General features: G+C 71.9%; 20 protein-coding genes and 1 pseudogene. 11 read left to right on the top strand and 10 right to left on the bottom strand.

Annotated features, from left to right (window positions below):
• Nucleotides 1–18 precede the first annotated feature (18 nt).
• Complete coding sequence (locus tag AC5WS8_RS19620; protein ID WP_496104706.1) at nt 19–171, bottom strand: DUF8834 family protein; 153 nt, start codon at nt 169–171, stop codon at nt 19–21.
• Nucleotides 172–418: 247 nt separating this feature from the next.
• Between AC5WS8_RS19620 and AC5WS8_RS19615 the strand changes: the two genes are divergently transcribed.
• On the top strand, nt 419–1,315 hold the full coding sequence (locus AC5WS8_RS19615) for an NYN domain-containing protein (RefSeq protein ID WP_496104705.1): 897 nt from the start codon (nt 419–421) through the stop codon (nt 1,313–1,315).
• An 8-nt stretch (nt 1,316–1,323) separates the two neighbouring features.
• Here the strand turns inward: AC5WS8_RS19615 and AC5WS8_RS19610 are convergent, their stop codons facing one another.
• Nucleotides 1,324–2,193, bottom strand: coding sequence for an alpha/beta fold hydrolase (locus tag AC5WS8_RS19610; protein ID WP_496104704.1), 870 nt, complete (start codon nt 2,191–2,193; stop codon nt 1,324–1,326).
• Between the two features lie 103 nt (nt 2,194–2,296).
• Entirely contained in the window at nt 2,297–4,657 is a 2,361-nt protein-coding gene (locus AC5WS8_RS19605; protein ID WP_496104703.1) for a DEAD/DEAH box helicase, read from the bottom strand.
• 487 nt (nt 4,658–5,144) lie between these two features.
• On the opposite strand from AC5WS8_RS19605, the gene AC5WS8_RS19600 reads away from it, so the two are divergent.
• Nucleotides 5,145–5,891 carry a ferritin-like domain-containing protein gene (locus tag AC5WS8_RS19600; RefSeq protein ID WP_496104702.1) on the top strand — a complete coding sequence of 249 codons (747 nt, stop codon included), beginning with the start codon at nt 5,145–5,147 and terminating at the stop codon, nt 5,889–5,891.
• Nucleotides 5,892–6,188: 297 nt separating this feature from the next.
• On the opposite strand, the gene AC5WS8_RS19595 is transcribed toward AC5WS8_RS19600, so the two are convergent.
• The 4 genes from AC5WS8_RS19595 to AC5WS8_RS19580 form a co-directional block, all read right to left on the bottom strand.
• Nucleotides 6,189–6,458, bottom strand: a complete 270-nt coding sequence (locus AC5WS8_RS19595) for a hypothetical protein (RefSeq protein ID WP_496104701.1) — start codon at nt 6,456–6,458, stop codon at nt 6,189–6,191.
• A 229-nt stretch (nt 6,459–6,687) separates the two neighbouring features.
• Complete coding sequence (locus AC5WS8_RS19590; RefSeq protein WP_103843673.1) at nt 6,688–6,915, bottom strand: DUF3107 domain-containing protein; 228 nt, start codon at nt 6,913–6,915, stop codon at nt 6,688–6,690.
• Between the two features lie 193 nt (nt 6,916–7,108).
• Complete coding sequence (locus AC5WS8_RS19585; protein ID WP_103843672.1) at nt 7,109–7,753, bottom strand: TetR/AcrR family transcriptional regulator; 645 nt, start codon at nt 7,751–7,753, stop codon at nt 7,109–7,111.
• A 259-nt stretch (nt 7,754–8,012) separates the two neighbouring features.
• Nucleotides 8,013–8,243, bottom strand: coding sequence for an Rv3202a family protein (locus AC5WS8_RS19580; RefSeq protein WP_496104700.1), 231 nt, complete (start codon nt 8,241–8,243; stop codon nt 8,013–8,015).
• Nucleotides 8,244–8,465: 222 nt separating this feature from the next.
• On the opposite strand from AC5WS8_RS19580, the gene AC5WS8_RS19575 reads away from it, so the two are divergent.
• The 9 genes and pseudogenes from AC5WS8_RS19575 to AC5WS8_RS19535 all read left to right on the top strand — a co-directional run bounded on the left by AC5WS8_RS19575 (nt 8,466) and on the right by AC5WS8_RS19535 (nt 18,620).
• Nucleotides 8,466–9,533, top strand: a complete 1,068-nt coding sequence (locus AC5WS8_RS19575; protein ID WP_496104699.1) for an alpha/beta fold hydrolase — start codon at nt 8,466–8,468, stop codon at nt 9,531–9,533.
• A gap of 8 nt (nt 9,534–9,541) precedes the next feature.
• Entirely contained in the window at nt 9,542–10,897 is a 1,356-nt protein-coding gene (locus tag AC5WS8_RS19570) for a DUF3152 domain-containing protein (protein WP_496104698.1), read from the top strand.
• 271 nt (nt 10,898–11,168) lie between these two features.
• Nucleotides 11,169–11,485, top strand: a pseudogene (locus tag AC5WS8_RS19565) (ABC transporter ATP-binding protein); the annotation flags it as partial.
• A 201-nt stretch (nt 11,486–11,686) separates the two neighbouring features.
• Complete coding sequence (locus tag AC5WS8_RS19560) at nt 11,687–13,417, top strand: DUF3492 domain-containing protein (protein ID WP_496104697.1); 1,731 nt, start codon at nt 11,687–11,689, stop codon at nt 13,415–13,417.
• Nucleotides 13,414–14,727, top strand: a complete 1,314-nt coding sequence (locus tag AC5WS8_RS19555; protein WP_496104696.1) for a hypothetical protein — start codon at nt 13,414–13,416, stop codon at nt 14,725–14,727. The genes AC5WS8_RS19560 and AC5WS8_RS19555 overlap by 4 nt, the downstream gene beginning before the upstream one ends.
• 183 nt (nt 14,728–14,910) lie before the next feature.
• Nucleotides 14,911–15,870, top strand: a complete 960-nt coding sequence (locus tag AC5WS8_RS19550) for an NAD-dependent epimerase/dehydratase family protein (protein WP_496104695.1) — start codon at nt 14,911–14,913, stop codon at nt 15,868–15,870.
• Nucleotides 15,858–16,607, top strand: coding sequence for a spherulation-specific family 4 protein (locus AC5WS8_RS19545; protein ID WP_496104694.1), 750 nt, complete (start codon nt 15,858–15,860; stop codon nt 16,605–16,607). The genes AC5WS8_RS19550 and AC5WS8_RS19545 overlap by 13 nt, the downstream gene beginning before the upstream one ends.
• Nucleotides 16,608–16,670: 63 nt before the next feature.
• Complete coding sequence (moeZ, locus tag AC5WS8_RS19540; protein ID WP_496104693.1) at nt 16,671–17,849, top strand: adenylyltransferase/sulfurtransferase MoeZ; 1,179 nt, start codon at nt 16,671–16,673, stop codon at nt 17,847–17,849.
• A gap of 234 nt (nt 17,850–18,083) precedes the next feature.
• A complete protein-coding gene (locus AC5WS8_RS19535; protein ID WP_496104692.1) occupies nt 18,084–18,620 on the top strand; it encodes a hypothetical protein in 537 nt (178 codons plus the stop codon).
• A gap of 239 nt (nt 18,621–18,859) precedes the next feature.
• Here AC5WS8_RS19535 and AC5WS8_RS19530 read toward each other — a convergent pair whose 3' ends face one another.
• The 3 genes from AC5WS8_RS19530 to AC5WS8_RS19520 form a co-directional block, all read right to left on the bottom strand.
• Entirely contained in the window at nt 18,860–20,353 is a 1,494-nt protein-coding gene (locus tag AC5WS8_RS19530; RefSeq protein ID WP_496104691.1) for an alpha/beta hydrolase, read from the bottom strand.
• Nucleotides 20,354–20,502: 149 nt separating this feature from the next.
• A complete protein-coding gene (locus AC5WS8_RS19525) occupies nt 20,503–22,047 on the bottom strand; it encodes an alpha/beta hydrolase (RefSeq protein WP_496104690.1) in 1,545 nt (514 codons plus the stop codon).
• A 96-nt stretch (nt 22,048–22,143) separates the two neighbouring features.
• Entirely contained in the window at nt 22,144–25,041 is a 2,898-nt protein-coding gene (locus AC5WS8_RS19520) for a lysylphosphatidylglycerol synthase transmembrane domain-containing protein (RefSeq protein ID WP_496104689.1), read from the bottom strand.
• Nucleotides 25,042–25,127: the final 86 nt, after the last annotated feature.

The following is a 25,127-nucleotide window of genomic DNA, read 5'->3' as shown; positions in this document are numbered from 1 at the left end:
AGTCCTTCGTGGGCGCCGTTACGAGGCGGACGCCTCGGCCGGGCGGATCCACAGCCGCTGCCCTATGGCCGCGGCCTGCTGAACGATCTGGTTGACGGAGGCGGCTTCCACGACGGTGGTGTCCACGGGGGTACCGTCGACATCGTCGAGTCGCATGATTTCGAAGCGCATGGGCTTCTCCCTTCGTCTGGTCATCCTCCTGCGGAGAACTACTGGTGAGTGGAGTGCGGAGCGTCTGGTGCCCCCTCCTGTGAGTAGTCAACGGGATGCTTGTTACAAACATTCCCTACGCTAAGGAAATTTTTCGAGTCGCTAATTACCGACCGGTATCGATGGAATCGACGGCCGGTTTGAGTTCGTGGTGCACTGATTGGGATCGGTTGTGTTCGCAGCGTGACCGTCGGGAGAATGGAGGCATATGAACGACGACCTGGCGGCGCTCGGCGCCCGCATCGACCGAACGAACGAGCTGCTCCAGCGCATGCTCGCCGAGGTGGCGAAGACTCCCTCGACACATGCGATCTTCGTCGACGCCGGCTACCTGTACGCCGCCGCCGGACGGCTCGTCGCCGGTACCGAGGACCGCCGGGCCTTCGACCTGGACGCCGAGGGACTGATCGACGCCCTCATCGACAAGGCGCGCACGGTCTTCGCGGACAGCCGGTTGCTGCGCGTGTACTGGTACGACGGCGCGAGACGCCGCATCCACACCGCCGAGCAGCAGTCCATCGCCGAACTCCCGGACGTGAAGGTCCGGCTCGGCAACCTCAACGCCAACAACCAGCAGAAGGGCGTCGACTCACTCATCCGCTCCGATCTCGAGTCACTGGCCCGGCACCGCGCCATCAGCGACGCGGCGCTCATCGGCGGCGACGAGGACCTGGTGTCGGCGGTGGAGGCGGCGCAGGGGTACGGGGCCCGGGTGCACCTGTGGGGCATCGAGGCGCCCGAGGGCCGCAACCAGGCGGAACCGCTGCTGTGGGAGGTCGACAGCCAGCGCACCCTCGAACTCGACTTCTTCAAGCCGTACGTGAGCCGCCGCACGGCCGCGACCTACGAGCCCTCCGCCGCGGCCCGCCCCACCCGTGACGACGTCCGGTTCGTGGGCGCGCAGGTCGCCGCCAAGTGGCTCGCGGAGCGCGGCCGCGACTCGCTGGCGGACCTGCTTCCCGGCCACCCGTACCTGCCCGGCTCCATCGACCAGGACCTGCTGGTCGAGGCGGAGAGCCTGCTGCAGTACTCGCTGCGCGGCCAGGCGGATCTGCGCCGCGCCCTGCGGGACGGCTTCTGGGAGCACCTGCAGGCGCAGTACTGACGGTCGCGCTAGGCGTGCCGATCCCAGAAGGCGATGAGAGCTTCGGCCGTGGGTTCGGGCTGGTCGGTGTTGGGGGAGTGCTCCGCGTCCGGGACGACGGTGCGCCGGGCGCCGAGCCGGTCCGCCATGTCGTCCAGCAGTGGAACGGGCCAGGTGTCGTCGCGGTCGCCGGACAGCACGTGCACGGGCAGGCCGACGGCGGCGAGCTCGGCCACGCGGTCGGGTTCCTCGCACAGCTGCCGCCCCGTGGCGAGGAGCTGGGCGGGGCTGTTGCTCAGCCAGCGGCGGCGCAGGTCCTCCCCGTCGGAGAGGCCCTCGTCGAGGTCCCCGGCGTCGATGTCCTCCGGCGGTTCGAAGGCCTGGATGGCGTCCCAGACCCCCGCCATGTCCAGGACGGCGAGCGCGTCGTGCAGCAGCTTCACCCGCTGCTGCTGGGGGAGGGAGATCTGGGCGGGACCGGAGGCCATCAGGGTGAGCGAGGCGAACGGGGAGGGGTCGAGGAGGACGGCGGCCCGGGCGATCTGGCCGCCGAGGGAGTGCCCGAGCAGATGCACCGGCGCCCCGACGGCGTGCGCCAGCGCGATGACGTCCCGCGCCAGCTCGGCCTGCGTGTACGGCGCCTCGTCGTCCTTCGGCCCGGGGGACTCGTACTGTCCGCGCCCGTCGACGGCGACGGTCCGGTATCCGGCCGCCGCGAGGAGCGGCTGCAGGAGGAGGAAGTCCTCCTTGCTGCCGGTGAAACCGGGCAGCAGCAGGGCGGTCCCCTTCACCGGCGCCGTCGCGGCGTCGGCCTCGAGCACGGCGAACTCCCCGCGCTCCGTGGCGAGCCGGTACGCGTGGACGCCGGGGGGCGGGGTGAAGCTGGGGGGACGGCTCATGGGGGTGAGGGTACCGGGCGGGACGACAACACCGATGGCCCGCACCCGTCTCCGTGACAGGTGCGGGCCATCGGTGAACAGGCCCGTGGCCGAGCGCTGGTGGTCAGCCTTCCGCGGGCTCCGTGGCCTTCCGCGTGCGGCGTCGCGGCTTGGCTTCGGCGGCATCGTCCACCTGCGCCGGAATCTCCGCCTCCGCCGCGACGGCCTTCCGCGTGCGGCGCCGGGGCCCGGCCTCGGGCTCGTCGGCGGCCTGCGCGGGAATCGCGGCCTCGGAGACCGGGGCGGTCTCGGCGGTCTTGCGCGTACGCCGGCGCGGCTTGGCCTCGGTCGCCTCGGTCGTGGCATCGGCGGCCGGTGCCGTCTCCGCGGCCTTGCGGGTACGGCGCGGCTTGGTCTCGGTGACCTCCGCACCGTCCACGGCGGCCTCGGGGGCGGCCTCGGCGGCCTTGCGGGTCCGTCGACGGGGCTTGACCTCGGCGGCCTCGGCGGTGTCGACGGCCGCCTCGGCGGCCTTGCGGGTACGCCGCGGCTTGGTCTCGGTCTCCTCCGCGGGCGCCGCCTCCGCCGTCTTGCGGGTACGCCGCGGCTTGGCCGGAGCCTCGACCTGCGCCACCCCGCCCTCGGCCGTCTCGACGCCGGCTTCGGCGGCCTTGCGCGTGCGCCGGCGCGGCTTGGCCTCGGTCGCCTCGGTCGTGGCGTCGGCGGCCGGCGCCGCTTCGGCGGTCTTGCGGGTGCGGCGGCGGGGTTTGGTCTCGGTCGCCTCTGCGGTGTCCACGGCCTGCGCTGCGGCCTCGGTGGTGGTCTCGGTGGTGGCCGGGGCCGTCTCCGTGGTCTTGCGGGTGCGGCGGCGGGGCTTGGTCTCGGTCGCCTCTGCGGTGTCCACGGCCTGCGCCGCGGCCTCGGTGGTGGTCTCGGTGGTGGCCGGGACCGGTTCCGCGGTCTTGCGGGTGCGGCGGCGGCGCGGCCTGGTCTCCGCGGCCTCGGCCGTCTCCACGGCCGTCTCCGCCGCTTGCGGCGCGGCCGACTCCGCGGTCATCGGCGTCACTTCTGCCGCTGCCGCCTCCAGCGGCGCACCGCCACGGGTGCGGCGGCGTCGCCGGGGGGTACGGCGCTCCTCCGACTCGGTCTCCTCCGCGGCGACGGCATCGGTGGTCGCCGACGTGTCCGGCGACGTACCGCCCCGCGTGCGGCGCCGACGGCGCGGCGTACGCGGCTGACGCTCGCCTTCCGTGGACGCGCCCGGGGAGCGGCGCCCACGTGAGCCGCGGCCACCGGTCTCGCCGAGGTCCTCGAGCTCCTCCGCCGCAAGACCCGCGCGCGTGCGCTCGGAGCGCGGCAGGACACCCTTCGTGCCCTCGGCAATGCCCAGGTCCGCGTACAGGTGCGGCGAGGTGGAGTACGTCTCCACCGGGTCGTTGAAGCCCAGGTCCAGCGCCTTGTTGATCAGCTGCCAGCGCGGGATGTCGTCCCAGTCGACCAGTGTGATCGCCGTACCCGACGCGCCCGCGCGGCCGGTACGGCCGATGCGGTGCAGGTACGTCTTCTCTTCCTCGGGCGACTGGTAGTTGATGACGTGCGTCACGCCCTCGACGTCGATGCCGCGCGCGGCCACGTCGGTGCAGACGAGCACGTCCACCTTGCCGTTGCGGAAGGCGCGCAGGGCCTGTTCGCGCGCGCCCTGCCCGAGGTCGCCGTGGACCGCGCCGGAGGCGAACCCACGCCGCTGCAACTGCTCGGCGATGTCCGCCGCCGTCCGCTTGGTCCGACAGAAGATCATCGCCAGCCCGCGGCCCTCGGCCTGCAGGATGCGCGCGACCATCTCCGGCTTGTCCATGGAGTGCGCGCGGTAGACGAACTGCTTGATGTTGGCGACCGTCGCGCCCTCGTCGTCCGGCGCGGTGGCACGGATGTGCGTCGGCTGCGACATGTAGCGGCGGGCGAGACCGATCACCGCACCCGGCATCGTGGCCGAGAACAGCATGGTCTGCCGCTTGGCCGGCAGCATGTCCATGATCTTCTCGACGTCGGGCAGGAAGCCGAGGTCGAGCATCTCGTCGGCCTCGTCGAGCACCAGGCACTTGACGTGCTTCAGGTTCAGCTTCTTCTGCCCGGCGAGGTCGAGGAGCCGGCCGGGGGTGCCGACGACCACGTCGACGCCCTTCTTCAGGGCCTCCACCTGGGGCTCGTAGGCCCGGCCGCCGTAGATCGCGGTGACTCGTACGTTCCGCACCTTGCCCGCGGTCAGCAGGTCGTTGGTCACCTGGGTGCACAGCTCGCGTGTGGGGACCACGACGAGGGCCTGCGGCGCGTCGGTGAGCGCCTCCGGTTTCGCCCGGCCCGCCTCCACGTCGGCGGGAACGGTGACCCGCTCGAGGAGCGGGAGTCCGAAGCCCAGCGTCTTGCCGGTACCGGTCTTGGCCTGGCCGATGACGTCGGTGCCGGAGAGGGCTACGGGGAGCGTCATCTCCTGGATGGGGAAGGGATGAATGATGCCGACGGCTTCCAGGGCCTCGGCGGTCTCGGGAAGGATTCCGAGTTCTCGAAAGGTCGTAGTCAGGGTGCTGCCTCTTCTGTGTGGGCGGCGCGAGGCGAGCGCGGGGGTCGTGACCGTGCCGGATGACGTCGGCCTGCTTGGGGGACGGGCCTGTGGCACGGGACCACGCCGACGCTCCAGCGCTCGTACCGCTGAGGGTCCCTCTGGGCGCCGTACGCACAGTGCCGTACGGACCAGGAGGGCTGTCGGGTCGGAGCCGATCGGGCCACCGACCGGGCATCCTCATACATGCGGCCCGTCGAGATACGCCGTCTCCATAGACGTACGTACTCAGCAGGCGCATTACCACCATACCCCGGAATCGCGCATTCGCGGTGGCCGATTCGGTCACGTAGCCGTCGTCACACTGATTGACCAGGGACTTCCAGGGGTCGGTGAGCGGGCTATTGTGCGCTTCATGACGACGCCTGACAACGCCCCCGACAGCCCCCAGGCCCCCGCCGGACCCACCGGAGTGGCCGCCCAGGACTGGGCGACCGCCTCCGCCGACCCCCAGTACCGTGCCGCGATCGTGGACCTGCTGGGCGCGCTCGCGTACGGGGAGCTGGCGGCGTTCGAACGGCTCGCGGAGGACGCGAAGCTCGCGCCGACGCTGACGGACAAGGCGGAGCTGGCGAAGATGGCGTCCGCCGAGTTCCACCACTTCGAGCGGATCCGGGACCGGCTGAAGGAGATCGGGGCCGAGCCCACGGAGGCGATGGAGCCGTTCGTGGCGGCGTACGACAGCTTCCACAAGCAGACGGCGCCCTCGGACTGGCTGGAGGGGCTCGTCAAGGCATATGTGGGCGACTCGATCGCGAGCGACTTCTACCGGGAGGTCGCGGCCCGCCTCGACACCGACACCCGTGAGCTCGTCCTGGCCGTGCTCGACGACACCGGGCACGCCGGCTTCGCGGTGGAGAAGGTCCGCGCCGCGATCGACGCCGAGCCGCGCGTGGGCGGCCGCCTCGCCCTGTGGGCGCGGCGGCTGATGGGCGAGGCGCTGTCGCAGTCCCAGCGGGTGGTGGCCGACCGGGACGCGCTGTCCACCATGCTCGTGGGCGGTGTGGCCGACGGCTTCGACCTCGCGGAGGTCGGCAGGATGTTCTCCCGGATCACGGAGGCTCACACCAAGCGGATGGCGGCCCTGGGGCTGGCTGCCTGACGCCGAGTCGCCGGATCGCCGGGGCCGCACTCGCTTCCTGCCCGGCCGTCACCGTACGGATGGCCGACGGCCGGCAGTACGGCGGGGGCCCCGCGGCCCCCTCGGGCGGCGGGGCGTCCCGACCTCAGTCGCGCCCGGTGTGACGGCGTCGGCCGGCCTTACACCGGGCGGCGCCGTTCCAGCCCGCGTCCCCGCCGCCGCCGTTGCCCGAGCCGACCCCGGAATCCCCGCATCCGCTGACCGGAGATGCGCCGGTCGTCGTCCGCCGGGTCGGCCTCGGGCCGGGCCCGGCGGCGCTCAGGCCGTCGCCGAGCGGCGGCGAAATCTTTCCGCGGGCCTCAGCAGCAGGGACAGCGACGCCGCCGAGACCACCAGCGCCCCGGCCAGGATCACCACGAGGCCCGTCGGGCCCAGCGCGCTGTGGGTGACGAACGCACCGAAGAGCGCTCCCGCCGCACCCGTCGACAGCACCAGGACACGGCTGGGCAGGCGGTGCGCCAGGCGGCGTGCGGCCACCCATGCCAGGGCGAGCCCGAGGACGGCGGAGCCGAGCGCTTCCAAGAGCATCACGAGGTTCCCTCCCGCACGGCTGCTGCCTGGGCAAATCGGTCGTAGCCGGTATTACCCGCGGCGTGCGGAACACAATCATCCCCTGTGGGGCGGATGTGCTCCGTCTGTGTGGTCCCCGACCAGGCGCCTTCCCGGGCAGGCGTCCACTCCAACCGGCACGCCCCCGGGCAGCGAAGGGGCCCGGCGGTACACGCACCGCCGGGCCCCTTCGCTGCTCCGTCCGGAGCTACAGCGCGCCGAAACCCACCTTGCGGGGGGTGGGCTCGCCGATCTCGACGTAGGCGAGACGCTCGGTCGGGACCAGGACCTTGCGGCCGTGCTCGTCCACCAGGGACAGCAGCTGCGACTTGCCGGCCAGCGCCTCGGACACGACGCGCTCGACCTCCTCGGCACTCTGCCCGCTCTCCAGAACGATCTCGCGGGGCGCGTGCTGCACGCCGATCTTGACCTCCACGGCTTTGTCCCTCCGACGGTCAGTGATGTGCGCGGCCCTCCGCGCCGTACCAGCACACATTAGCCCGGTGAGGGGACGTACACGCTCCGCTCCCGCACGCCAGGAGCGAACACCCGCCGGGAACAAAACAGCCGTACGGCCCGGCCCGGCGGTCGCGGGCGGGGCCGTACGGCGTCGATCGGTCCCCGAGGCGTCAGTGGTGCTGTTCGCTCCCGTGCAGCGGGAAGCCCGCGATGCCCCGCCACGCCAGCGAGGTCAGCAGCTGCACCGCCTGGTCGCGCGGCACGCTGCGGTCGCTGTGCAGCCAGGAGCGTGCCACCACCTGGGCCAGGCCGCCGAGCCCCGAGGCCAGCAGCATCGACTCGGCCCGCGACAGACCGGTGTCCTCGGCGATCACGTCGCAGATCGCCTCCGCGCACTCGATCGTGACCTTGTCGACGCGCTCGCGCACGGCGGGCTCGTTCGTCAGGTCGGACTCGAACACCAGCCGGAAGGCGCCGCCGTCGTCCTCCACGTACGCGAAGTACGCGTCCATCGTGGCCCGTACGCGCTGCTTGTTGTCGGTCGTCGACGCCAGCGCGTTCCGTACGGCCTGCAGCAGGGCCTCGCAGTGCTGGTCCAGCAGGGCCAGATAGAGGTCGAGCTTGCCCGGGAAGTGCTGGTAGAGCACCGGCTTGCTGACGCCGGCGCGGTCGGCGATGTCATCCATCGCGGCCGCGTGGTATCCCTGCGCCACGAAGACTTCCTGCGCGGCGCCCAGCAACTGGTTCCGTCGGGCACGGCGCGGCAGGCGCGTGCCCCGCGGGCGTGCCGCCTCTGTCTGCTCGATGGCTGTCACGCCGCCTCCCAAAATCGTCCACATGCGGTGTGCGCCGCGCCGCCATCGTACTTTTCGGTAACCCTGCTGTGCGCGGTGCGAGCGCAGAATTTCACGGACCGGACGGTGGCGAAAACCGCACGGAACGCGCCATATGCGGGCGAGGCGGACCAGCGGACGCCCCGGAGCCGGGTGGCGGCCCGAGGTCGCTCACCGTATCCACCCGTTCCTTCACGTGCCGTGATCGTCGTACCTCACCGATCTCCCGTCCGCCGGGCGCTCACCGGTAGTCGTCCTCGTCGAGAGCGACGATGCGCGCCTGTTCCGCGAGGTCCGCCTCGTTGGCGCGCAGGATGTCGTCCCCCTTCACGGTCTCGTCGCGCTCGGGGGTCAGCTCCGCGTGCTGTTCGGCGGCGTCGTTCTCGGGGGCCTCGACGTCGAGTTCGTCGAGTTCGGCGGTGTCGTTCTCCTCGTCCTCGAACGTCTGGGGATCAGTGGGGTCTACGGCCATGGTGGGCTCCCTTCCTGGAACTCCTCGGACTTCCGGAACGTCCTTGAAGAGGCGGGGTCCATATGCGGGTGCCCTGCTTCGAGCCTAGGAGACACCGGATCGGGACGCTATGTGTGGTGAGAAGCCCCGGGGGCCGGGGAGTGCTTGACGCCGGGCGTCGCTCCTGGTCGTTGTGACAGCGAACACATGAACCACTGCGTGATCGTCTCGTAACATTGGCGCATGTCTTCGACCGAGTCGCCGTCCGTCACGGCCGCCAACGTCCTTCCGAAGGTGGCGCCCGTCAGGGTCGAGGAAGGTGAACGGCTCCGGTCGGTGGCACTGTCCGGAATCACGCTGGCGGTCCGGTCGAGACCGCCGCGGCACGAGGGGCTGCCACCGGCGCTGTACGTCCACGGGCTCGGGGGCTCCTCCCAGAACTGGTCGGCTCTGATGGCGCTGCTCGACGGCCACGTCGACGGCGAGGCCGTCGATCTGCCGGGCTTCGGCGACTCGCCGCCGCCGGACGACGGCAACTACTCCGTCACCGGGCACGCGCGCGCGGTCATCCGCTATCTGGACGCCGCCGGACGCGGTCCCGTGCACCTGTTCGGAAACTCGATGGGTGGAGCCGTCGCCACGCGCGTGGCGGCCGTCCGCCCCGACCTCGTGCGCACGCTCACGCTGGTCTCACCCGCGCTGCCCGAGATCCTCGTCCAGCGGGGCGCCGTCCCGACGGGCCTGCTCGCGCTGCCCGGGGTCGCCGCCCTGTTCACCCGGTACACCAAGGAGTGGACGGCCGAGCAGCGGGTCCGCGGGGTCATGGCGTTGTGCTACGGCGATCCCGGACGGGTCACGCCGGAGGGCTTCCGCAACGCGGTCGAGGAGATGGAGCGGCGGCTGAAGCTGCCCTACTTCTGGGACGCGATGGCACGCTCGGCGCGGGGGATCGTGAACGCCTACACCCTGGGCGGCCAGCACGGGCTGTGGCGCCAGGCGGAACGGGTCCTCGCCCCGACGCTCCTGGTCTACGGCGGCCGGGACCAGTTGGTGTCGTTCCGCATGGCCCAGCGCGCGGCCCGTGCCTTCCGCGACTCCCGCCTGCTGACCCTGCCCGAGGCGGGACACGTCGCGATGATGGAATACCCGGACGTGATGGCCGCGGCGTTCCGTGAACTCCTCACGGACACGGGCGAGTCGGGCGAGCGCCCGGCGAGGGCGGGATCCGGGGCGCCGGGCGGGACCTCCACCCGGACCTCCCCGCAGGACGCGGCGAACGACGACACCGGCACGGCGGACACAAGGAGCTGAGCAGCGGCGTGGGACGACACAGCCGCAAGGGGCGGGGCGACGGCACGAGCGGTGACACGGACGTGGTGCCGGGCATATCCGCCACGGACCGGCCGGCACGGGAAGCGGCGGTCGGCGGCACGCGTCGCACCGCCGACGGGACACCGGCCCGAGGCGTTCCTGGGCTCGCCGGCGGGACACCCGCCCATGGCGTTCCGAGGCTCGCCGACGGCACGCCCGCCCATGGTGTGCCCCGCCTTGGTGACGGTGCCCCCCGGGTCCGCGGCGGTCATCCCGAGCATCGCGAAGCCGGCGGTGCCCGGGGCGACCTCGGGTCCGGCGCGGCCCAGTACGTGCCGCAGCGGCAGACCGCGCCGCGGGTCCCGCGGCAGCGGTCGCAGTCCGGCCCCCGTCAGGAGTACCTCGACGCCTTCGACGCCTTCGACGAGGACGAGAACGTCTTCAGGCCCCGCCGCACCGGTCGCGCCCCGCACGCGCCCCTGACCGCCGAGCGCGAGCCCGGCGCGCGGACCCCGCAGACCGCGACACCCATGGGGGTCGATGAGGGCGCACGCGGCACGAGCGGCAGGAAACGCTCGTACGCCGGCATCGTGGCCGCCGCGGTGACCACCGTGCTGGTGGTCGTCGTCGTCGGCCAGTTCCTCGCCGGGCAGGACCGCACCGCCGCCGCACCGTCCCGGCCCGCCACCGGGCAGGCCCGCCACGCCTCCGGCCCGGCCACCGGCGCCGACCCCACCCCCTCCGTCCCGCCCGGCGGGACACCGCTGACATACGAACAGGCGATGGACCGGACGTACCCGCTCAGCGCCACGCTGAAGGGCACGGGAAAGTTCGACGCGGTCCCCGGCTTCGACAAGGCACCGGGCACGGGGCGGAAGTACACCTACCGCGTGGACGTCGAGAAGGGCCTCGGTCTCGACGGCGTACTCTTCGCCGAGGCCGTGCAGAAGACCCTCAACGACGACCGCAGCTGGGCCCATCACGGCGCCCGCACCTTCGAGCGCATCTCCTCCGGCAAGCCCGACTTCGTGATCACGCTGGCCGGCCCCGGTACCACCGCCGACTGGTGCGCCAAGTCGGGCCTGGACACCACGGAGGACAACGTCTCCTGCGACTCGGCCTCCACCGAGCGCATCATGATCAACGCCTTTCGCTGGGCGCACGGCTCGACGACCTACGGCGACGCGATCCACGCCTACCGCCAGATGCTGATCAACCACGAGGTGGGCCACCGCCTCGGCCATGGCCATGTGAACTGCGAGAAGGACGGCGAGCTCGCCCCGGTCATGCAGCAGCAGACCAAGTTCCTCGACCACGACGGAATCCACTGCCGTCCCAACCCCTGGCCGTATCCCCGCAGTTGACGGGCGTAGCTCTCGTCCCGTCGACGTTCGCATGGCCACCCGTATCGCCCCGTCGTGCCGCCGTCGAGCCGGCACTCGTCGGAGTGACCGCGCTGGTGCGTGGCCGACATCGGACTGTCGCTGACGCCCGCCTCGGGTTCGCGTCGCGATGTCCCCCTCCTTTCGCCCGTGCCCCGTCTCGACCGTGACCCGCCGGCAGACGCCGGCCGGTGCACCTCTTCTCGACGACGCGTCGCCGAGGCGGACGTCTGACCGGGTCCGTCTCCCCTTCATCGGCTGCGGCGAGCCGGTCTCCGCGCCGGACGTCGCCGTCCCTGCGCAGGTCGTCACCCCCCAGCCGAGTCGCAGCGCGAACTCGGACAGGCGCTCGCATTCATCGCACACGACCTCGCCGCCGTGCGCCGGGCCGGCGACCGGGCCGCGGTGGTGCGCCGTGGGCGGATCGTCGAGCACGGTCCCACCGGCGAGGTGTACGAGTCGCCCCGGACGCCGCACATACGGCAGCTCCTGGCGGCCGTACCCGCGCTGGATCCGGCGGTCGCGGCCGAACGGCGCACGGCCCGCAAAAAGGAGCTCGGCGTCGTGTGACCGGGCCGCGCGGCCGAAAAGCGAGCCGATGAACCCCTAGTGCGATCGAACGCGACCTGTCCGGGAAAGTTACGCCCGTTCACCCCTTTTGGTGGCGTGACAGAAAACCATCCGTCGCACCACCGCCCTGTCCGCATACGTTCGTCCCGCTGCGGGCCGCCGGTCGACGGCGGCTCCTTACGGGAGATCGGGGGTGCACACGTGCGCATCGGACTGCTTACCGAGAGTGGTTATCCGTATGTGAGCGGTGACGCCAGGCTCTGGTGCGACCGGCTCGTGCGCGGACTTCGGCAGCACGAGTTCCACGTCTACGCGCTCTGCCGCACCGAGCGGCAGGAGGAGGACGGCTGGATCCCGCTCCCGCCGCACGTCGGCCGGGTGCGCACGGCCCCCCTGTGGACCGCGCAGGACGACGGGGCCGCGTACGGACGCCGGGCCCGGCGGCGGTTCACCGAGGCGTACGGGGAGCTGGCCGCCGCCCTGTGTGCGGCACCCGAGCCGGAGGCGCCGCACGGCGAGCCCGGACGGGTCGGCCCCGAGGCGGACCGTTTCGGCAGCGCCCTGTACGCACTCGCCGAACTCGCCCGTGACGAGGGCGGACTGGCTCGCGCACTGCGCTGCGAGACCGCCGTACGCGCCCTGGAGGGTGCCTGCCGCGCGCCGGGCGCCCTCCGCGCGGCGCGCGCGGCGGGCGTACCCGACCTGCTCGAGGTGGCCGCACACGTCGAACGGGCGTTGCGCCCCCTTTCGCTCGACTGGTACGAGGACGACGGACTCGGCTCCGTCGACCTCTGCCACGCCACGTCGGGCGGCGCCGCAGCCCTGCCCGGACTGCTCGCCGGGCACTTCTTCGGCATTCCCCTGCTGGTCACCGAGTACGGGGTCCGGCTCCGGGCGCACTACCTGGCAGCGACGGACGAGACGCGCCCGGTGCGCGCGCTGCGCGCCTCCTTCCAGCGCCGGCTGGCCGCCGAGGTGTACCGGCGGGCCGCCTGCGTCACACCCGGGAACGCCCATGCCCGGCGCTGGCAGGAGCGGTGCGGCGCCGACCGCGCCAAGGTGCGCACGGTCTACCCCGGCATGGAGGCGTCCCGTTTCACCGAGGTGGGCGAGACCGCCGACCGCGCGGACCCGTACACGCTGGTCTGGGTCGGCCGTGTCGAGCCCGCCAAGGACCTGGTCTGCCTGCTTCACGCCTTCGCGGAGATCCGCAAGGCGGAGCCGAGGGCCAGGCTGCGCGTCGTCGGGAGCGCGGCGGGTGCCGAGGCCGCGGAGTACCTCGGCCACTGCAGGGTCCTGGCCGCGCAGCTGTTCCCGGACGAGGCGGAGGGCGTGCACGCCGTCGGCGACAACCCGGTGTCCTTCGAGGAGATCGGCGACCCGGAGGTGCCCGACCTGGCGGAGGCCTACGCGGCCGGCGCGGTCGTCGTCCTGTCGAGCGTCGTCGAAGGGTTTCCGATCAGCCTCGTGGAGGCCATGTTCTGCGGTCGCGCGACGGTGTCCACGGATGTGGGCGCGGTGGTGGAGGTCATCGGCGGCACGGGCCTCGTGGTCCCGCCGCGCAACCCGCGGGCGCTCGCGGAGGCGTGCCTGGCACTGCTGCACGACCCCGCGCGCCGTGAGCGCCTCGGCGCGGCCGCCCGCGCACGAGCCCTCGAACTGTTCACCGTCCAGCAGAACGTGGCGGCATTTCACGGCATTTACCTGGAGACCGTCTCTCATGCGCCGGTGCGGCGGGTCGTGGTGGACGACGCGGGCGAACCGCTGCCCTTCGGAGCGCCCGCGGAGGCCCATCTGCCCGGCCGCTGGACCGAGCCCCGGCTGCCCGGTGCCCGTCCCCGTTGGGCGTCCGCGCAGGACGCCGCGCCGACACCCGTACGCGCCGCCGTCCAGCCCCAGGCACCCGTTCCGGCAGTGGAGGGCGCGCGATGAGAGAAGCGACAGACGCGGGCGCACCGCACCGCTCCGACGCCTGGGACACGAGGCCGGAGGAATGGGAGCCGGGGGCCCAGAGCGCGCACACGAGTGCGGACGAGGCCACTCAGGCGCACGCGGGGGCTGCCGCGGCCGAGCGACCGCCCCGTGCGGTGGCGGCGCAGTGGGCGCCCCATGCCGACGGTGCCGTGCGCGCCGCGAGCGCCGGAAACGCGGATCCGGCCCGCAGGCCCCCCGCCCGCCGGGGCGCCGCCGACCCCGTCAAGGCGCTCATGCACCGGCATCGGGAGCTGTGCGAACGGGCCGTCGACCCGCTGGAGATCGCGGCCGGTCTGGAGGCCCACGGACTGACCGACCGGGCCGCCGCCCGCTACCGGCACCGGGACGTCTTCTCGCTCGCCGAGGAGATGTACGCGCGCGTGGCCCGCGACGACGACCGGCCCGCAGCGAGCCCCGCCCCCACGGGCGACACCCGCGAGCACCGGGCGTGGGCCGTCCTCGCCCTGCTCCCCGGCGCCCTGTGCACCGCCGCCGTCCTCGGCCTGCGTGTCACCGACGGCCGTGCCCGACTCGCCGTCGCCCTGCTCGGCGCCCTCGCCGTCACCTTCGGCCTGCGGGTGGCACTCGGCCGGGGCCCGCTGCGCGCCCCCGCCCACGCCGCCTCGGCCGCCACGCGTGTGGGGACATGCTGGCTGCTCGCCTACGCCCTCCTCGGTGACGGCCTGCTGCGCGCCGCACTGGACGGGGGCCCCGAGGGCCCCTGGCCCCCCGCCACCGCGCCCGTCCTCGGCCTCGCCCTGGCCTGCGGCCCGGCTGCCTGGTGCGCCCGCCTCTTCGCCGTCCACACCCGCCGCAGACTCGCCACCAGCCGCGGCCTGGAGGAGTTCGCGGCCTCGGTCACCCCGCTGTTCATCGGTGTGTTCGCCCTCTTCCTGGGCGTCTTCGCCGCACTGCTCGCGCTGACCGGAGCCCTCCTGGCCGACCCCGCCGTTCCGCTCGGAGCCGGGGCCCTCGGCGCGCTCCTGCTGCTCGCGCGGCTCCTCGCCGTCCACGGCGCCGGACGGGCCCCGGCCCTCGCCCTCGGCGCCGCGGCCGCCGTCGAGGCCACCGGCCTCGCCACGGTCTTCGCCGCCCGGCTCCCCGGCTGCTCCGCGCTCGCCGCGCCGGTCGGAACGCTGACCGACGCCTGGGGCGTGGACGCCGTACCGGCTCTCGTCTGCACCGTGGCCGCCCTGACCCTGCTGATCCACGCGATCCGCACCCTGACCCGCGCCTCGGCACACGCCCGGCCGCCCGGATCACCCTGAGCCGTCGGCCCATGCCCACTGGGACCCCATGGAGCCGCCACCACCGCCCGGGACCCGGTCCCCGGCGCCCCTGCCCGCGGGCCGACACCGCGGGGCCTCTCTCATCCCACGGCACCACCCTCGTAAGGAGAAACGCCAGATGATCACCTCCCGAACCGGAGAGTCCGCCCCGGGAGCCGCCCGATGAGGGTCCTGCTGATCGGAGCCAACGGATACATCGGCCGCTTCGTCGCCGACCGGCTGCTGGCCGACCCGGCCGTGCAGCTCACCGCGCTGGGACGCGGCGACGACGCCGACGTGCGGTTCGATCTCGCCTCCGGCAGCCCCGGCGCGCTCACCCGCTTCCTGGACGCCGTGCACCCCGGAGTCGTCATCAACTGCGCCGGGACCATCCGCGGCGGCGCCCGCGAACTCACCCGGCACAACACCGTCGCCGTCGCCACCGTCTGCGAGGCCCTGCGCCGCAGCGGTTGCGGGGCCCGCCTGGTGCAGATCGGCTGCAGCGCGGAGTACGGACCCAGCCAGCCCGGCTCCTCCACGGCCGAGGACGCGGTACCGCGCCCCGGCGGCCCGTACGGCGTCAGCAAACTCGCCGCGACCGAACTCGTCCTGAGCTCCGGGCTCGACGCCGTCGTGCTCCGCGTGTTCTCACCCGCCGGGCCCGGCACTCCCGCCGGGTCCCCGCTCGGCCGCCTCGCCGAAGCGCTGCGCCGCGCCATGCAGTCCGGCGACGGCGAACTCAAGCTCGGCGGCCTCGGCGTCCAGCGGGACTTCGTCGACGTCCGCGACGTGGCTCGCGCCGTCCACGCCGCCTCCCTCTCCGCCGCCCAAGGTGTGATCAACATCGGCTCGGGGCGGGCCGTACGCCTGCGTGACGCCGCCGCAGTCCTCTCCCGCGTGGCCGGCTACGGCGGCGCCCTGCACGAACTCGACGGCCCTCCCGGTCCGATGCGGCCGGCTCTCGGCCACCACCGGGGTGACCCCGAGCACGCGGTCCCGGTCGCCTATCCCTATCCGGACGGCTGCGGCAGCTGGCAGCAGGCCGATGTCCGCACCGCCCGCGACCGGCTCGGCTGGCGGCCCCGGATCAACCTCGAGGAGTCCCTCGCGGACATCTGGATGGAGGCGGCATGCCGCATCTGACCAGCACTCCGGCGAGCAGCGCGAGCACCGACCTGGGTCTGGGCCTCGGCACCCCCGGCTATGCGCACCCTCTCCTCGCCCCCGAGGAGTGGGGTGCACTCGCCCGTCCGGGGACCCCGGTGCACTGGGCCGCCCTCAACGTGAGCAACGGTCCGGGCACCCGGCCCGACCCGCACTGCCTGCAGGCCGCCGGACGGCTGCACACCGCCGGCGTCCGTGTTCTCGGTCACCTCGACGTCGTCTGGGGCGCGCGCCCCTTCGGCGAGCTGCTCTGTGAGGCGCGGCGATATCTCGACTGGTACCAGGTCGACGGATTCCTCCTCGACCGCTGCCCCACCGAACGCGCCCTCCTTTCCGAGACCGGCCGCACGGTCACCACGCTGCGCGCGCTCCTCGGCCGAGGGCACATCGTCCTGGGACACGGCAGCCACCCGTACCCCGGATACGCCGAACACGGCGACCAACTGGTCACCTTCCGCGGCGCCTGGAGCGACTACCGCTGGTCGCAGGTCGCCGAGTGGACCGCCGAGCACCCGCCCGAGCGCTTCTGCCACTTCGTGCACGGCGTTCCCCGCGGTCACCTCGAGGAGGCACTGCGCATCGCCCGCTGGCAGGGCGCCGCCACGATCTGGTTCACCGACCGCACGGACCGCGGTGGCCGCACCGACCCCTGGGAGGCCATGCCCGGCTACTGGGACGACATCGTCTCGCGTCTCGGGACGGGTGTCTCGGAATGAAGAAGGGCGTGGCAGTGTTACGAGGAGAACAACCGTAGTGATTGACCGACCAACGGAGTCCCCGTGTCGCTGCCACCCCTGGTCGAGCCCGCTTCCGAGCTCACCGTAGACGAGGTCCGCAGGTACTCCCGCCACCTGATCATCCCCGATGTCGGGATGGACGGGCAGAAGCGGCTGAAGAACGCCAAGGTGCTCTGCGTGGGCGCCGGCGGCCTGGGCTCGCCGGCGCTGATGTACCTGGCCGCGGCGGGCGTGGGAACGCTCGGCATCGTGGAGTTCGACGAGGTCGACGAGTCGAACCTCCAGCGGCAGATCATCCACAGCCAGTCCGACATCGGCCGCTCCAAGGCCGAGTCCGCGCGCGACAGCGTCAAGGGCATCAACCCGTACGTGAACGTGATCCTTCACGAGGAGCGGCTCGAGGCCGACAACGTGATGGACATCTTCAGCCAGTACGACCTGATCGTCGACGGCACGGACAACTTCGCCACCCGTTACCTGGTCAACGACGCGTGCGTGCTGCTGAACAAGCCGTACGTGTGGGGCTCAATCTACCGCTTCGACGGCCAGGCCTCCGTCTTCTGGTCCGAGCACGGCCCCTGCTACCGCTGCCTCTACCCGGAGCCCCCGCCGCCGGGCATGGTCCCGTCCTGCGCCGAGGGCGGCGTCCTGGGCGTGCTGTGCGCGTCCATCGGCTCCATCCAGGTCAACGAGGCCATCAAGCTCCTCGCGGGCATCGGCGAGCCGCTGGTCGGCCGACTGATGATCTACGACGCCCTGGAGATGCAGTACCGCCAGGTCAAGGTCCGCAAGGACCCGAACTGCGCGGTCTGCGGTGAGAACCCGACCGTCACCGAACTCATCGACTACGAGGCATTCTGCGGCGTCGTCTCCGAGGAGGCCCAGGCGGCGGCCGCCGACTCGACGATCACTCCCAAGCAGCTCAAGGAGTGGATCGACGACGGCGAGAACATCGAGATCATCGACGTCCGCGAGCCGAACGAGTACGAGATCGTCTCCATCCCGGGAGCCAGGCTGATCCCGAAGAACGAGTTCCTCATGGGCACCGCCCTGGAGACGCTCCCGCAGGACAAGAAGATCGTCCTGCACTGCAAGACGGGTGTCCGCAGTGCGGAAGTCCTCGCCGTCCTGAAGTCGGCGGGCTTCTCCGACGCCGTCCACGTGGGCGGCGGCGTGATCGGCTGGGTCCACCAGATCGAGCCGCACAAGCCGGTCTACTGATCAGGGAGTCCCGCTGACCAGCGAGACTGAAGAGGCCCACGGCTCTGGCCAGTTCAGATGCCGTGGGCTTCGGTCGTTCCCGGTCGGCGTCGGCTGACCTCCTACGGCCCGGGGACGGCGCGGCGCTCGCAGGCCGACGGATTCCGACCCGGGGCGCACAGCTGGTGGCACCCCTGGGTATGCCATGCTCTCGGAGGTCGGCCCGGGGATGACGAGCGGTCGGGGAGGCGGGGGATGGGCGAGAGTCTGCGCAAGATCTTGCTGTGGGTGCGGGCCCTGCAAGGGTGGTGGTCGGACCGTCTGGGCAAGGAGATCGTCTCCCTGTGGGCCGCAGGCATCGTTTTGGGCGTTCCTGCCTGGATCTTCATCGAGATCTTCTGGCACCCGGACTCGATCCTCGGTGACGGCGGGCCTGCCGCCCTCGGGCTGCTCATCATCCTGGCTGTCACAACTCTCTTCGCGTGGACGGGCATCATGATCGTCCGCGAGACGATCGCCGAGTCCCGCCTGCCCGCAGGCCGCGCTCGACACCGGTCGCTCACGGTTCGGGTACTCACGGCCGGGATGGCCGGGTGGGTGGCCCTGCGGGCGATCTTGGTCTTCGGTAATCACGTGTCGCCGACCGTAGGCCTGGTCTCGGCGATTCCGCTGGGGGCTACCTACCCACTCGCGTTCGTGGCACTCGTCATGCGCGAGGACGTCCGGTGGCGTGTGGCACGTGCTGTGCTCCCCGCGCAGATTGCCGTGGTGGTGCTGCTCCGGTTCATATGACCGGATGCGCGGCGCCGCACCGCTGCGTGCCCGGGGACCATCTGGACGGCTGGTTCGGAAGATCGCACCGCCGACCCCGCGGATCGGGCAGGTTTGTGCGCCTGCCCGTCAGTGCCCGATCTCGGGCCATGATCTGCCAGGCTCGCGCCGAAGCGGCCGGCCAAAGTCGCGTAGCCGGCCGCACCAGCCACGACCGGTTATGACCGCGGCTGTGCCGTGCCGCTCCAGCCCCGCCATCGTCATGGACAGACCGTTCCGTCCTTCGGCGTGGTCCCCTCCAGCAGGTACGCGTTCACCGCGGAGTCCACGCAGGTGCTTCCGTTTCCGTACGCCCCGTGGCCCTCGCCCTTCCAGGTGAGCTCCACACCGACACCTCTCCCCAGCCCGTCGGCCATCTTCCGGGCGCCCTCGTACGGCGTCGCGGGGTCCCCGGTGTTGCCCACCAGCAGCACCGGCGCGGCTCCCGGCGCGCTGACCACCGGGTGGTCGAACTGTCCGGCCACCGGCCAGTCGTGGCACCAGCCGGCCGTGTCCCACCCCAGGAAGTCGCCGAAGACGGGTGAGATCTTCTCGAACTCCGGCAGCATCCTCTTCACCGACTCGGGCGTCGGCCGCTGCCTGTTGTCCAGGCAGGATATGACCCGTTGTGCGTGTGTCGTGGTGCCGTAGCGGCCCGACGGGTCCCGCTCGTTGTAGTCGTCGGCCAGGCTCAGCAGTTCGGAACCGTCGCCCGCCTCCGCCGCCTGGAGGGCGCTGGTGAGCATGGGCCAGCTCTGCCTGCTGTAGAGCGGCAGCACGATGCCGGTGAAGGCCAGTGTCTGGGTGAGTTTCCGACCCGAGGACGTCGGCAGCGGTTTCGCGTCGATCCGTCGCAGCAACTCGGCGATCTTCTTCGAGCCCTGCTTCGGGTCCTGCCCCCTCGACCTCAGATAGTCCTCCAGCGCGCGCTGGAACCCGAGTGCCTGGTTCTTCGCCTGCCCGATGCTGTCCGCGGTGGGGTCGACGACGGCGTCCAGCACCATGCGCCCCACCTTCTTCGGGAACAGATGGGCGTACACGCCGCCCAGTTCGGTGCCGTACGAGATACCGAAATAGTGCGTCGTGCGGTCGCCGAGGACTTGGCGCATCAGGTCCATGTCCCGCGCGGTGTCGGTCGTCGACACGTGACCGAGCAGCTTTCCGGCGGCCTTGGCGCAGCCCCTGCCGAAGTCGGCGGCGTCGTCGAGGTACGCCTTCTCCTCACCGGCGTCGTCCGGTGTCACGTCGACCCCCTCGGCGGCCTGGATCGCCTTGTCGCTGCGGCAGCGGATCCCCTCGCTGGCCCCGACTCCGCGAGGATCCCAGCTCACGAGGTCGTACCGCTGGTGCAGGGCGGAGACCGTGCCGGCGAACGACGGCATCATCGAGACCCCTGAGCCGCCGGGACCGCCGAAGTTGAAGAGCAGTGAGCCGATCCGGTCGCCCCCTGCGGCCCGGGACCGGATCAGCGCCAGGCCGATCGTCTCGCCGTCCGGCTTCGCCCAGTCCAGCGGTGCCCGCAGCGTGGCGCACTGCCAGTCGCCGTCCGGCGCCGATGTGCCGCTGCAACGGCCCCAGTCGAGCTTTTGCGAGGTGAGCGAGGTGAGCGAGGAAGGCATCCCCGAGGTCCCGCCTGCGCGGGACGAACCACCTCCGCAGCCGGCCACCAGCAGCGCGGCGGCGATCGCGGCCGTCCACCGTGGGAAACGTGACATCTGTACCCCCCTCATCCGCTCCCCGCTCGGCGCCGCGGAAAGCAACGAGGCCATGGTAGGCGGATCGATCGAAGCCCATGCCGGCCTGTGGACAACCCTTTGACCTGTATGTTCGCTCTGCGGGTGGAAGGTTTCCGCGGGTGGGCGGGTCATGTGCAGACGGTGCCGGCTGCGGGGACCTTTCCGTTCAGCAGGTAGCCGTTCACGACGCTCTGCACGCACTTGTTCCTGCTGTCGTAGGCGCCGTGCCCCTGGCCCTTGTACGTCAACTCCACGCCGACGCCCTTGCCCAGCGCGTCCGCCATCCTCTTCGCCCCCTCGTAGGGGGTGGCCGGATCGCCGGTGTTGCCGATCACGAGGATCGGCGGGGCGCCGGGCGCACTCACGTTCGGATGGTTGGCGGCTCCTGCAACGGGCCAGCCGGTGCAGCTGAGCATGCCCCAGGCCAGGAAGTCGCCGAACACCGGGGAGGCGGCCCGGAACTGCGGCAGCTTGGCCCTGACGTCGGCCGACGTGTACCGGGGCTTCTCGTCGGCGCAGTTGATGGCGATGTTCGCGGGGATGAGGTTGCTGTACTGGCCGTTCTCGTTGCGCCCGTTCATCGCGTCCGACAGCAGCATCAGCACCTCCCCGTCACCGGCGTACGCCTGCCGCAGCCCTTCGGTCAGGTAGCCCCAGAAGTCCTTGGAGTAGAGCGCCTCTGCGATGCCGTTGGTCGCGGCGGTCTGGGTCAGCCGGCGGGGGAAGACGCCGGGGATCGGCTTGCTGTCGAGTTTCTTCAGCAGGGCGGCGATCCGGTTCTCGACGTCCTGCGGGGTGCGGCCGACCGGGCATCCGGTGCTCTTGGAGGTGCAGTCCCGGGCGTAGTTGTCGAGCGCGAGCTGGAAGCCCCTGGCCTGTCCGAGCGCGCTCTGTTCCGGGTTCTGCGTCGGGTCCACGACCCCGTCCAGCACGGCCCGCCCGACGTTCTTCGGGAACAGGTGTGCGTAGACGCCGCCGAGTTCGGTTCCGTACGAGATGCCGAAGTAGTGCAGCTTTCGGTCGCCGAGCACCTGGCGCAGCAGGTCCATGTCGCGTGCCGCGTCGGTGGTGCGCACATACGGCAGCACCTTCCCGGAGTGGCTCTGGCAGGCGTTGTTGAACTGCTTGGTGCTGTTCAGGAAGGCCGTCAGCTCGGTGGCGTTGTCGGGTGTCTCGTCCTGCTGGAAGAACGCGTCGAGCTGCTGGTCGTTCTCACACTTCACGCCTGCGCTGCGTCCGACTCCGCGTGGGTCGAAACTCACGAGGTCATAGCGGCTGCGCAGGGTTTCGTAGTCCTGTGCGAAGGCGGGCAGCGCGCTGACGCCGGAGCCCCCCGGGCCGCCGAAGTTGAAGATGAGGGAACCGATCCGCTTGCTCGAGGGGCCGCTGGCCTTCACCCGGATCAGCGCGATGTCGACGGTGCCGCTCGTGGGGTCGTCCCAGTTGAGGGGCGCCCTCATGGTGGCGCACTGCCACCGTCCGCCGTTCGGCAGCGGTGAGGGGGCGGTGCCGCCGCCCTCCGCCACGGACGGCGCCGGGCAGTTCTTCCAGATCAGCTTCTGACCCGACAGCTCCCCGTCCACGAAGCCGCTGGCGCAGCCCGTCAGGAGGGAGGACACAAGCACGGCGGCGGCGCTCACGGAAGCGGCGCGCATCGGAAGGCGGTTCGGCATGTTCCCATCGTGCGACCGCGCGGCCGGGAACGCTCGGGACGCGGGCCGTGCGGGTGATTCCTGGATGCCGCCACCGCGCGCCGCGTGTGCGCCGGCCTAGAGCGCGTCCTCGCGCGTCAGATGGTTGAAGAACAGCCACCCGGGCAGCACCGGCAACCACAGCGTCAGCAGCCGGTACAGCAGCACCGCGGGTGCGGCGACCTCCTTGGGGAGGCCCACGGCGATCAGACCGACCGTCAGGGTCGCCTCGACCGCACCCACACCGCCCGGGGTCGGGGCGGCCGAGCCGAGGGCGTTGCCGGCGAGGAAGACGACCGCGACGCTGGCCAGGCTCAGTGTGGTCCCCTCCTCGTGCCCGAACGCCCGGATCGAGGCGTCCAGGCACATCACGAAACACGCGGTCAGGAGCAGCATGCCGCCGATGCCCGTGACCAACTTCTGCGGCCGCTGCAGCACGTCCAGCATGCGCGGGACGACACCCGCGAACAGCGACCGCACGCGCGTGACGACGAATTTCCGCAGGAACGGCACGGACGTGACCACCAGGACGAGCACCGCGACCGTCAGCAGACCCGCGATGACCGTGCGGGACGGGGACAGGGACGGCGTCTTCTCGGTGCCCGTGAGATACCCGAAGGACAGCAGCATCAGGATGTGACAGCCCAGCCCGAACAGCTGCGAGGCGCCGACGCTCGCCACCGCGAGTCCCGGCCGCACCCCCGCGCGCTGGAGGAAGCGCGTGTTGAGCGCGACGCCCCCGACCGCGGCGGGCGCCACGATCTTCACGAACGACCCGGCGACCTGCGCGGCCACGGCCCGCAGGAACGGCACCCGCTCGGGCACGAAGCCCAGCAGCGCCATCGCGGCCGCCACGTAGCTCAGTGCGGAGAAGAACACGGCCGCCGCCACCCAGCCCCACTCGGCATGGGCGAAGAGCGTGCCGAACTGGATGTGGGTGAGCTGCGTCAGCAGGAAGTACGCGCCGATGGCGCCCGCCATGAAGCTGATCAGCGTGCGTGGCCTGATCCTCTCCAGACGAGCCGGCTCGACCGGCGCCTGCGGCCGGATGCGCAGCACCTGGTGGCGGATCTGGGTGAGCAGGTCCTCCTCACGGGCCTCCTCCAGCGCCTCGTCGATCGCCCGCTTCTCGGCCCGCTGCTCGGCGCGTACCGCCTTCTTGTCGGGCTTGTCGAGGACGACCCCGGAGCCGGCGTGGTTGTCCTCCCCTTGAGCCGCTTTGGCCTCTTGAGCCGCTTTGGCCTCCTGGGACGCCTCGAGGACCGCTTCCCGCTCGCGCTGGGCCCGGTCCCGGGCAAGCCTCCGCAGGGTCGCGCGCGTGGAGCGGGTCAGTGCGATGGGCTGCAGCATGGGCAGGCAGTCGGCGACCGCGTCCGGGCCGAGCACGTCGACCGCGGAAGCCACCGACCGCTCGGCGCCGACCCGGAGTCCGAGCGTGGTCAGCAGCTGTGCGATGTCCATCCGCAGTACCAGGTCACCGGCCGCGATCTCGCCGCCGCGCAGATCCGTCAGGATGACGGTGCCGGAACGATCCACCACGAGGGCGTCGCCGGCGAGCCGCCGGTGCGCGATGCGCCGCGACTGCAGCGCCCGCACCTGCTGCCAGGTGTCGTGCAGCAGATCGTCGGTGATCTCGTGATCGGGCAGCTGGTCGAGGGTGCGGCCGCCGGTGTGCTCGTAGACGAGCATGACGGCGTCGGGGCCCAGCTCGGAGGTCGCGATCAGCCTGGGGGCGTTCGCGCCGGCCGCGATGGCCGCGTACGCGAGGAGCGCCTCCTGCTCCAGGGCCTGCCGCAGCGACTGCAGGCTGCGCCGCGTGGTGATCCCGCGCAGTGTCAGCCGCCGCCACACGCGGTAGAAGAAGCCCTGCGCCTGCTGCTCGCGGTCGACGACGGTGACGTCGAGCGGCGGACCGTCCTCCAGGGTGACGAAGTAGCGCCGGCCGCGGTCGCCGTTGTCCGCCGTGTCGGTTGTCTCCTCGCGCGCCGCGCTCACCGGGCGGAAGCCGACGGTGCGCAGCCCCGCCATCAGGGTCCGCCCGGTGGGCCGTACGTTCGGCGAGCCGACCGCGTACAGCGTTCCGGCCGCGACGCTCCAGCCGATCAGCACCGTCAGGACGATCGAGAAGGGTGTGGTGTAGCCGGTGACCAGCATCGAGAAGGCGTCGAGCAGCAACACCACCCACAGCACGGCACGCCAGCGCGGCCTGCGTGACATGCCCACCGCGGTCATATAGGCGATGACGGGCGCGAGATAGCCGTGCACCGGGTCGGTCAGGGCATGGAGGTCGCTGGGGGAGGGCTGGGTGAGCGCCTCCTGGATGGAGGGCGGGGCGGCCCGGGCCACCCACAGGTCCGTGGCGAGGGTCACTCCGTGGGCCAGGACCGCCGCGAGGACGCCGTCGGCGATGCGCAGCCCGTCCCGCTTGATCAGCCGTTCGATCGCGAAGGCGACCGGTACCAGCAGGATCGCGATGCTCGACGCCAGACCCGCGATCTTGATCAGCAGATCGGGTGCCTGCCCCGTGCCCCTGTTGATGTCCTGTTCGAGGCCCGACGTGGTGCCGTGGGCGAACGCGGCGACCGCGAGCAGCACCACGATCCCGAGGATGCCCACGAGAAGACGCATCAGGTCCGAGGGACGGTGCACGCGCGCGGGGAGCAGCGGTTCGTCGCCCTCCACCTCGTCGTTGGGGACGTCGGCGCACTCCTCGCTCCCCTCCGGTCGCCGGTGGGGAGCCGCTGTCTGCGGCGTGTCGTCGTCGGGAGCCTCGGCGGATCCGCTTTCGTTCGCGGGCGCCGTCCCGCCGACGCCGTCGTGCGCCGCGCCGGGCGTGAGGCCGTCGGCGCCCGTTTCCTTGTTCGCTTCTTTGTTCGTCTCTTCGCCAGCGTGATGGCCCGCTGCGGCGGTGTCGGGGCGCGACGAACCCTCAGGGGCGCCCTCCGCGCCGTCGGGGTGCACACCCTGCTGTTTCATCGTCTCTTCTTGATCTCGTATCACCGGTCACCGCCCGCACGATGGTGGCATGCCCACCCGGCACACGGGGGCATCAGGGTGCAAAT

Source organism: Streptomyces sp. PTL18 (assembly GCF_059510295.1).
This window is presented reverse-complemented; position numbering and strand designations above follow the sequence as displayed.

Coding starts and splice junctions, on each gene's coding strand:
- AC5WS8_RS19525 (WP_496104690.1), bottom strand. CDS start 22,047: ATGCCGAACCGCCTTCCGATGCGCGCCGCTTCCGTGAGCGCCGCCGCC.
- AC5WS8_RS19520 (WP_496104689.1), bottom strand. CDS start 25,041: ATGAAACAGCAGGGTGTGCACCCCGACGGCGCGGAGGGCGCCCCTGAG.
- AC5WS8_RS19610 (WP_496104704.1), bottom strand. CDS start 2,193: ATGAGCCGTCCCCCCAGCTTCACCCCGCCCCCCGGCGTCCACGCGTAC.
- AC5WS8_RS19545 (WP_496104694.1), top strand. CDS start 15,858: ATGCCGCATCTGACCAGCACTCCGGCGAGCAGCGCGAGCACCGACCTG.
- AC5WS8_RS19595 (WP_496104701.1), bottom strand. CDS start 6,458: ATGCTCTTGGAAGCGCTCGGCTCCGCCGTCCTCGGGCTCGCCCTGGCA.
- AC5WS8_RS19575 (WP_496104699.1), top strand. CDS start 8,466: ATGTCTTCGACCGAGTCGCCGTCCGTCACGGCCGCCAACGTCCTTCCG.
- AC5WS8_RS19615 (WP_496104705.1), top strand. CDS start 419: ATGAACGACGACCTGGCGGCGCTCGGCGCCCGCATCGACCGAACGAAC.
- AC5WS8_RS19600 (WP_496104702.1), top strand. CDS start 5,145: ATGACGACGCCTGACAACGCCCCCGACAGCCCCCAGGCCCCCGCCGGA.
- AC5WS8_RS19605 (WP_496104703.1), bottom strand. CDS start 4,657: ATGACGCTCCCCGTAGCCCTCTCCGGCACCGACGTCATCGGCCAGGCC.
- AC5WS8_RS19535 (WP_496104692.1), top strand. CDS start 18,084: ATGGGCGAGAGTCTGCGCAAGATCTTGCTGTGGGTGCGGGCCCTGCAA.
- AC5WS8_RS19555 (WP_496104696.1), top strand. CDS start 13,414: ATGAGAGAAGCGACAGACGCGGGCGCACCGCACCGCTCCGACGCCTGG.
- AC5WS8_RS19530 (WP_496104691.1), bottom strand. CDS start 20,353: ATGTCACGTTTCCCACGGTGGACGGCCGCGATCGCCGCCGCGCTGCTG.
- AC5WS8_RS19580 (WP_496104700.1), bottom strand. CDS start 8,243: ATGGCCGTAGACCCCACTGATCCCCAGACGTTCGAGGACGAGGAGAAC.
- AC5WS8_RS19620 (WP_496104706.1), bottom strand. CDS start 171: ATGCGCTTCGAAATCATGCGACTCGACGATGTCGACGGTACCCCCGTG.
- AC5WS8_RS19550 (WP_496104695.1), top strand. CDS start 14,911: ATGAGGGTCCTGCTGATCGGAGCCAACGGATACATCGGCCGCTTCGTC.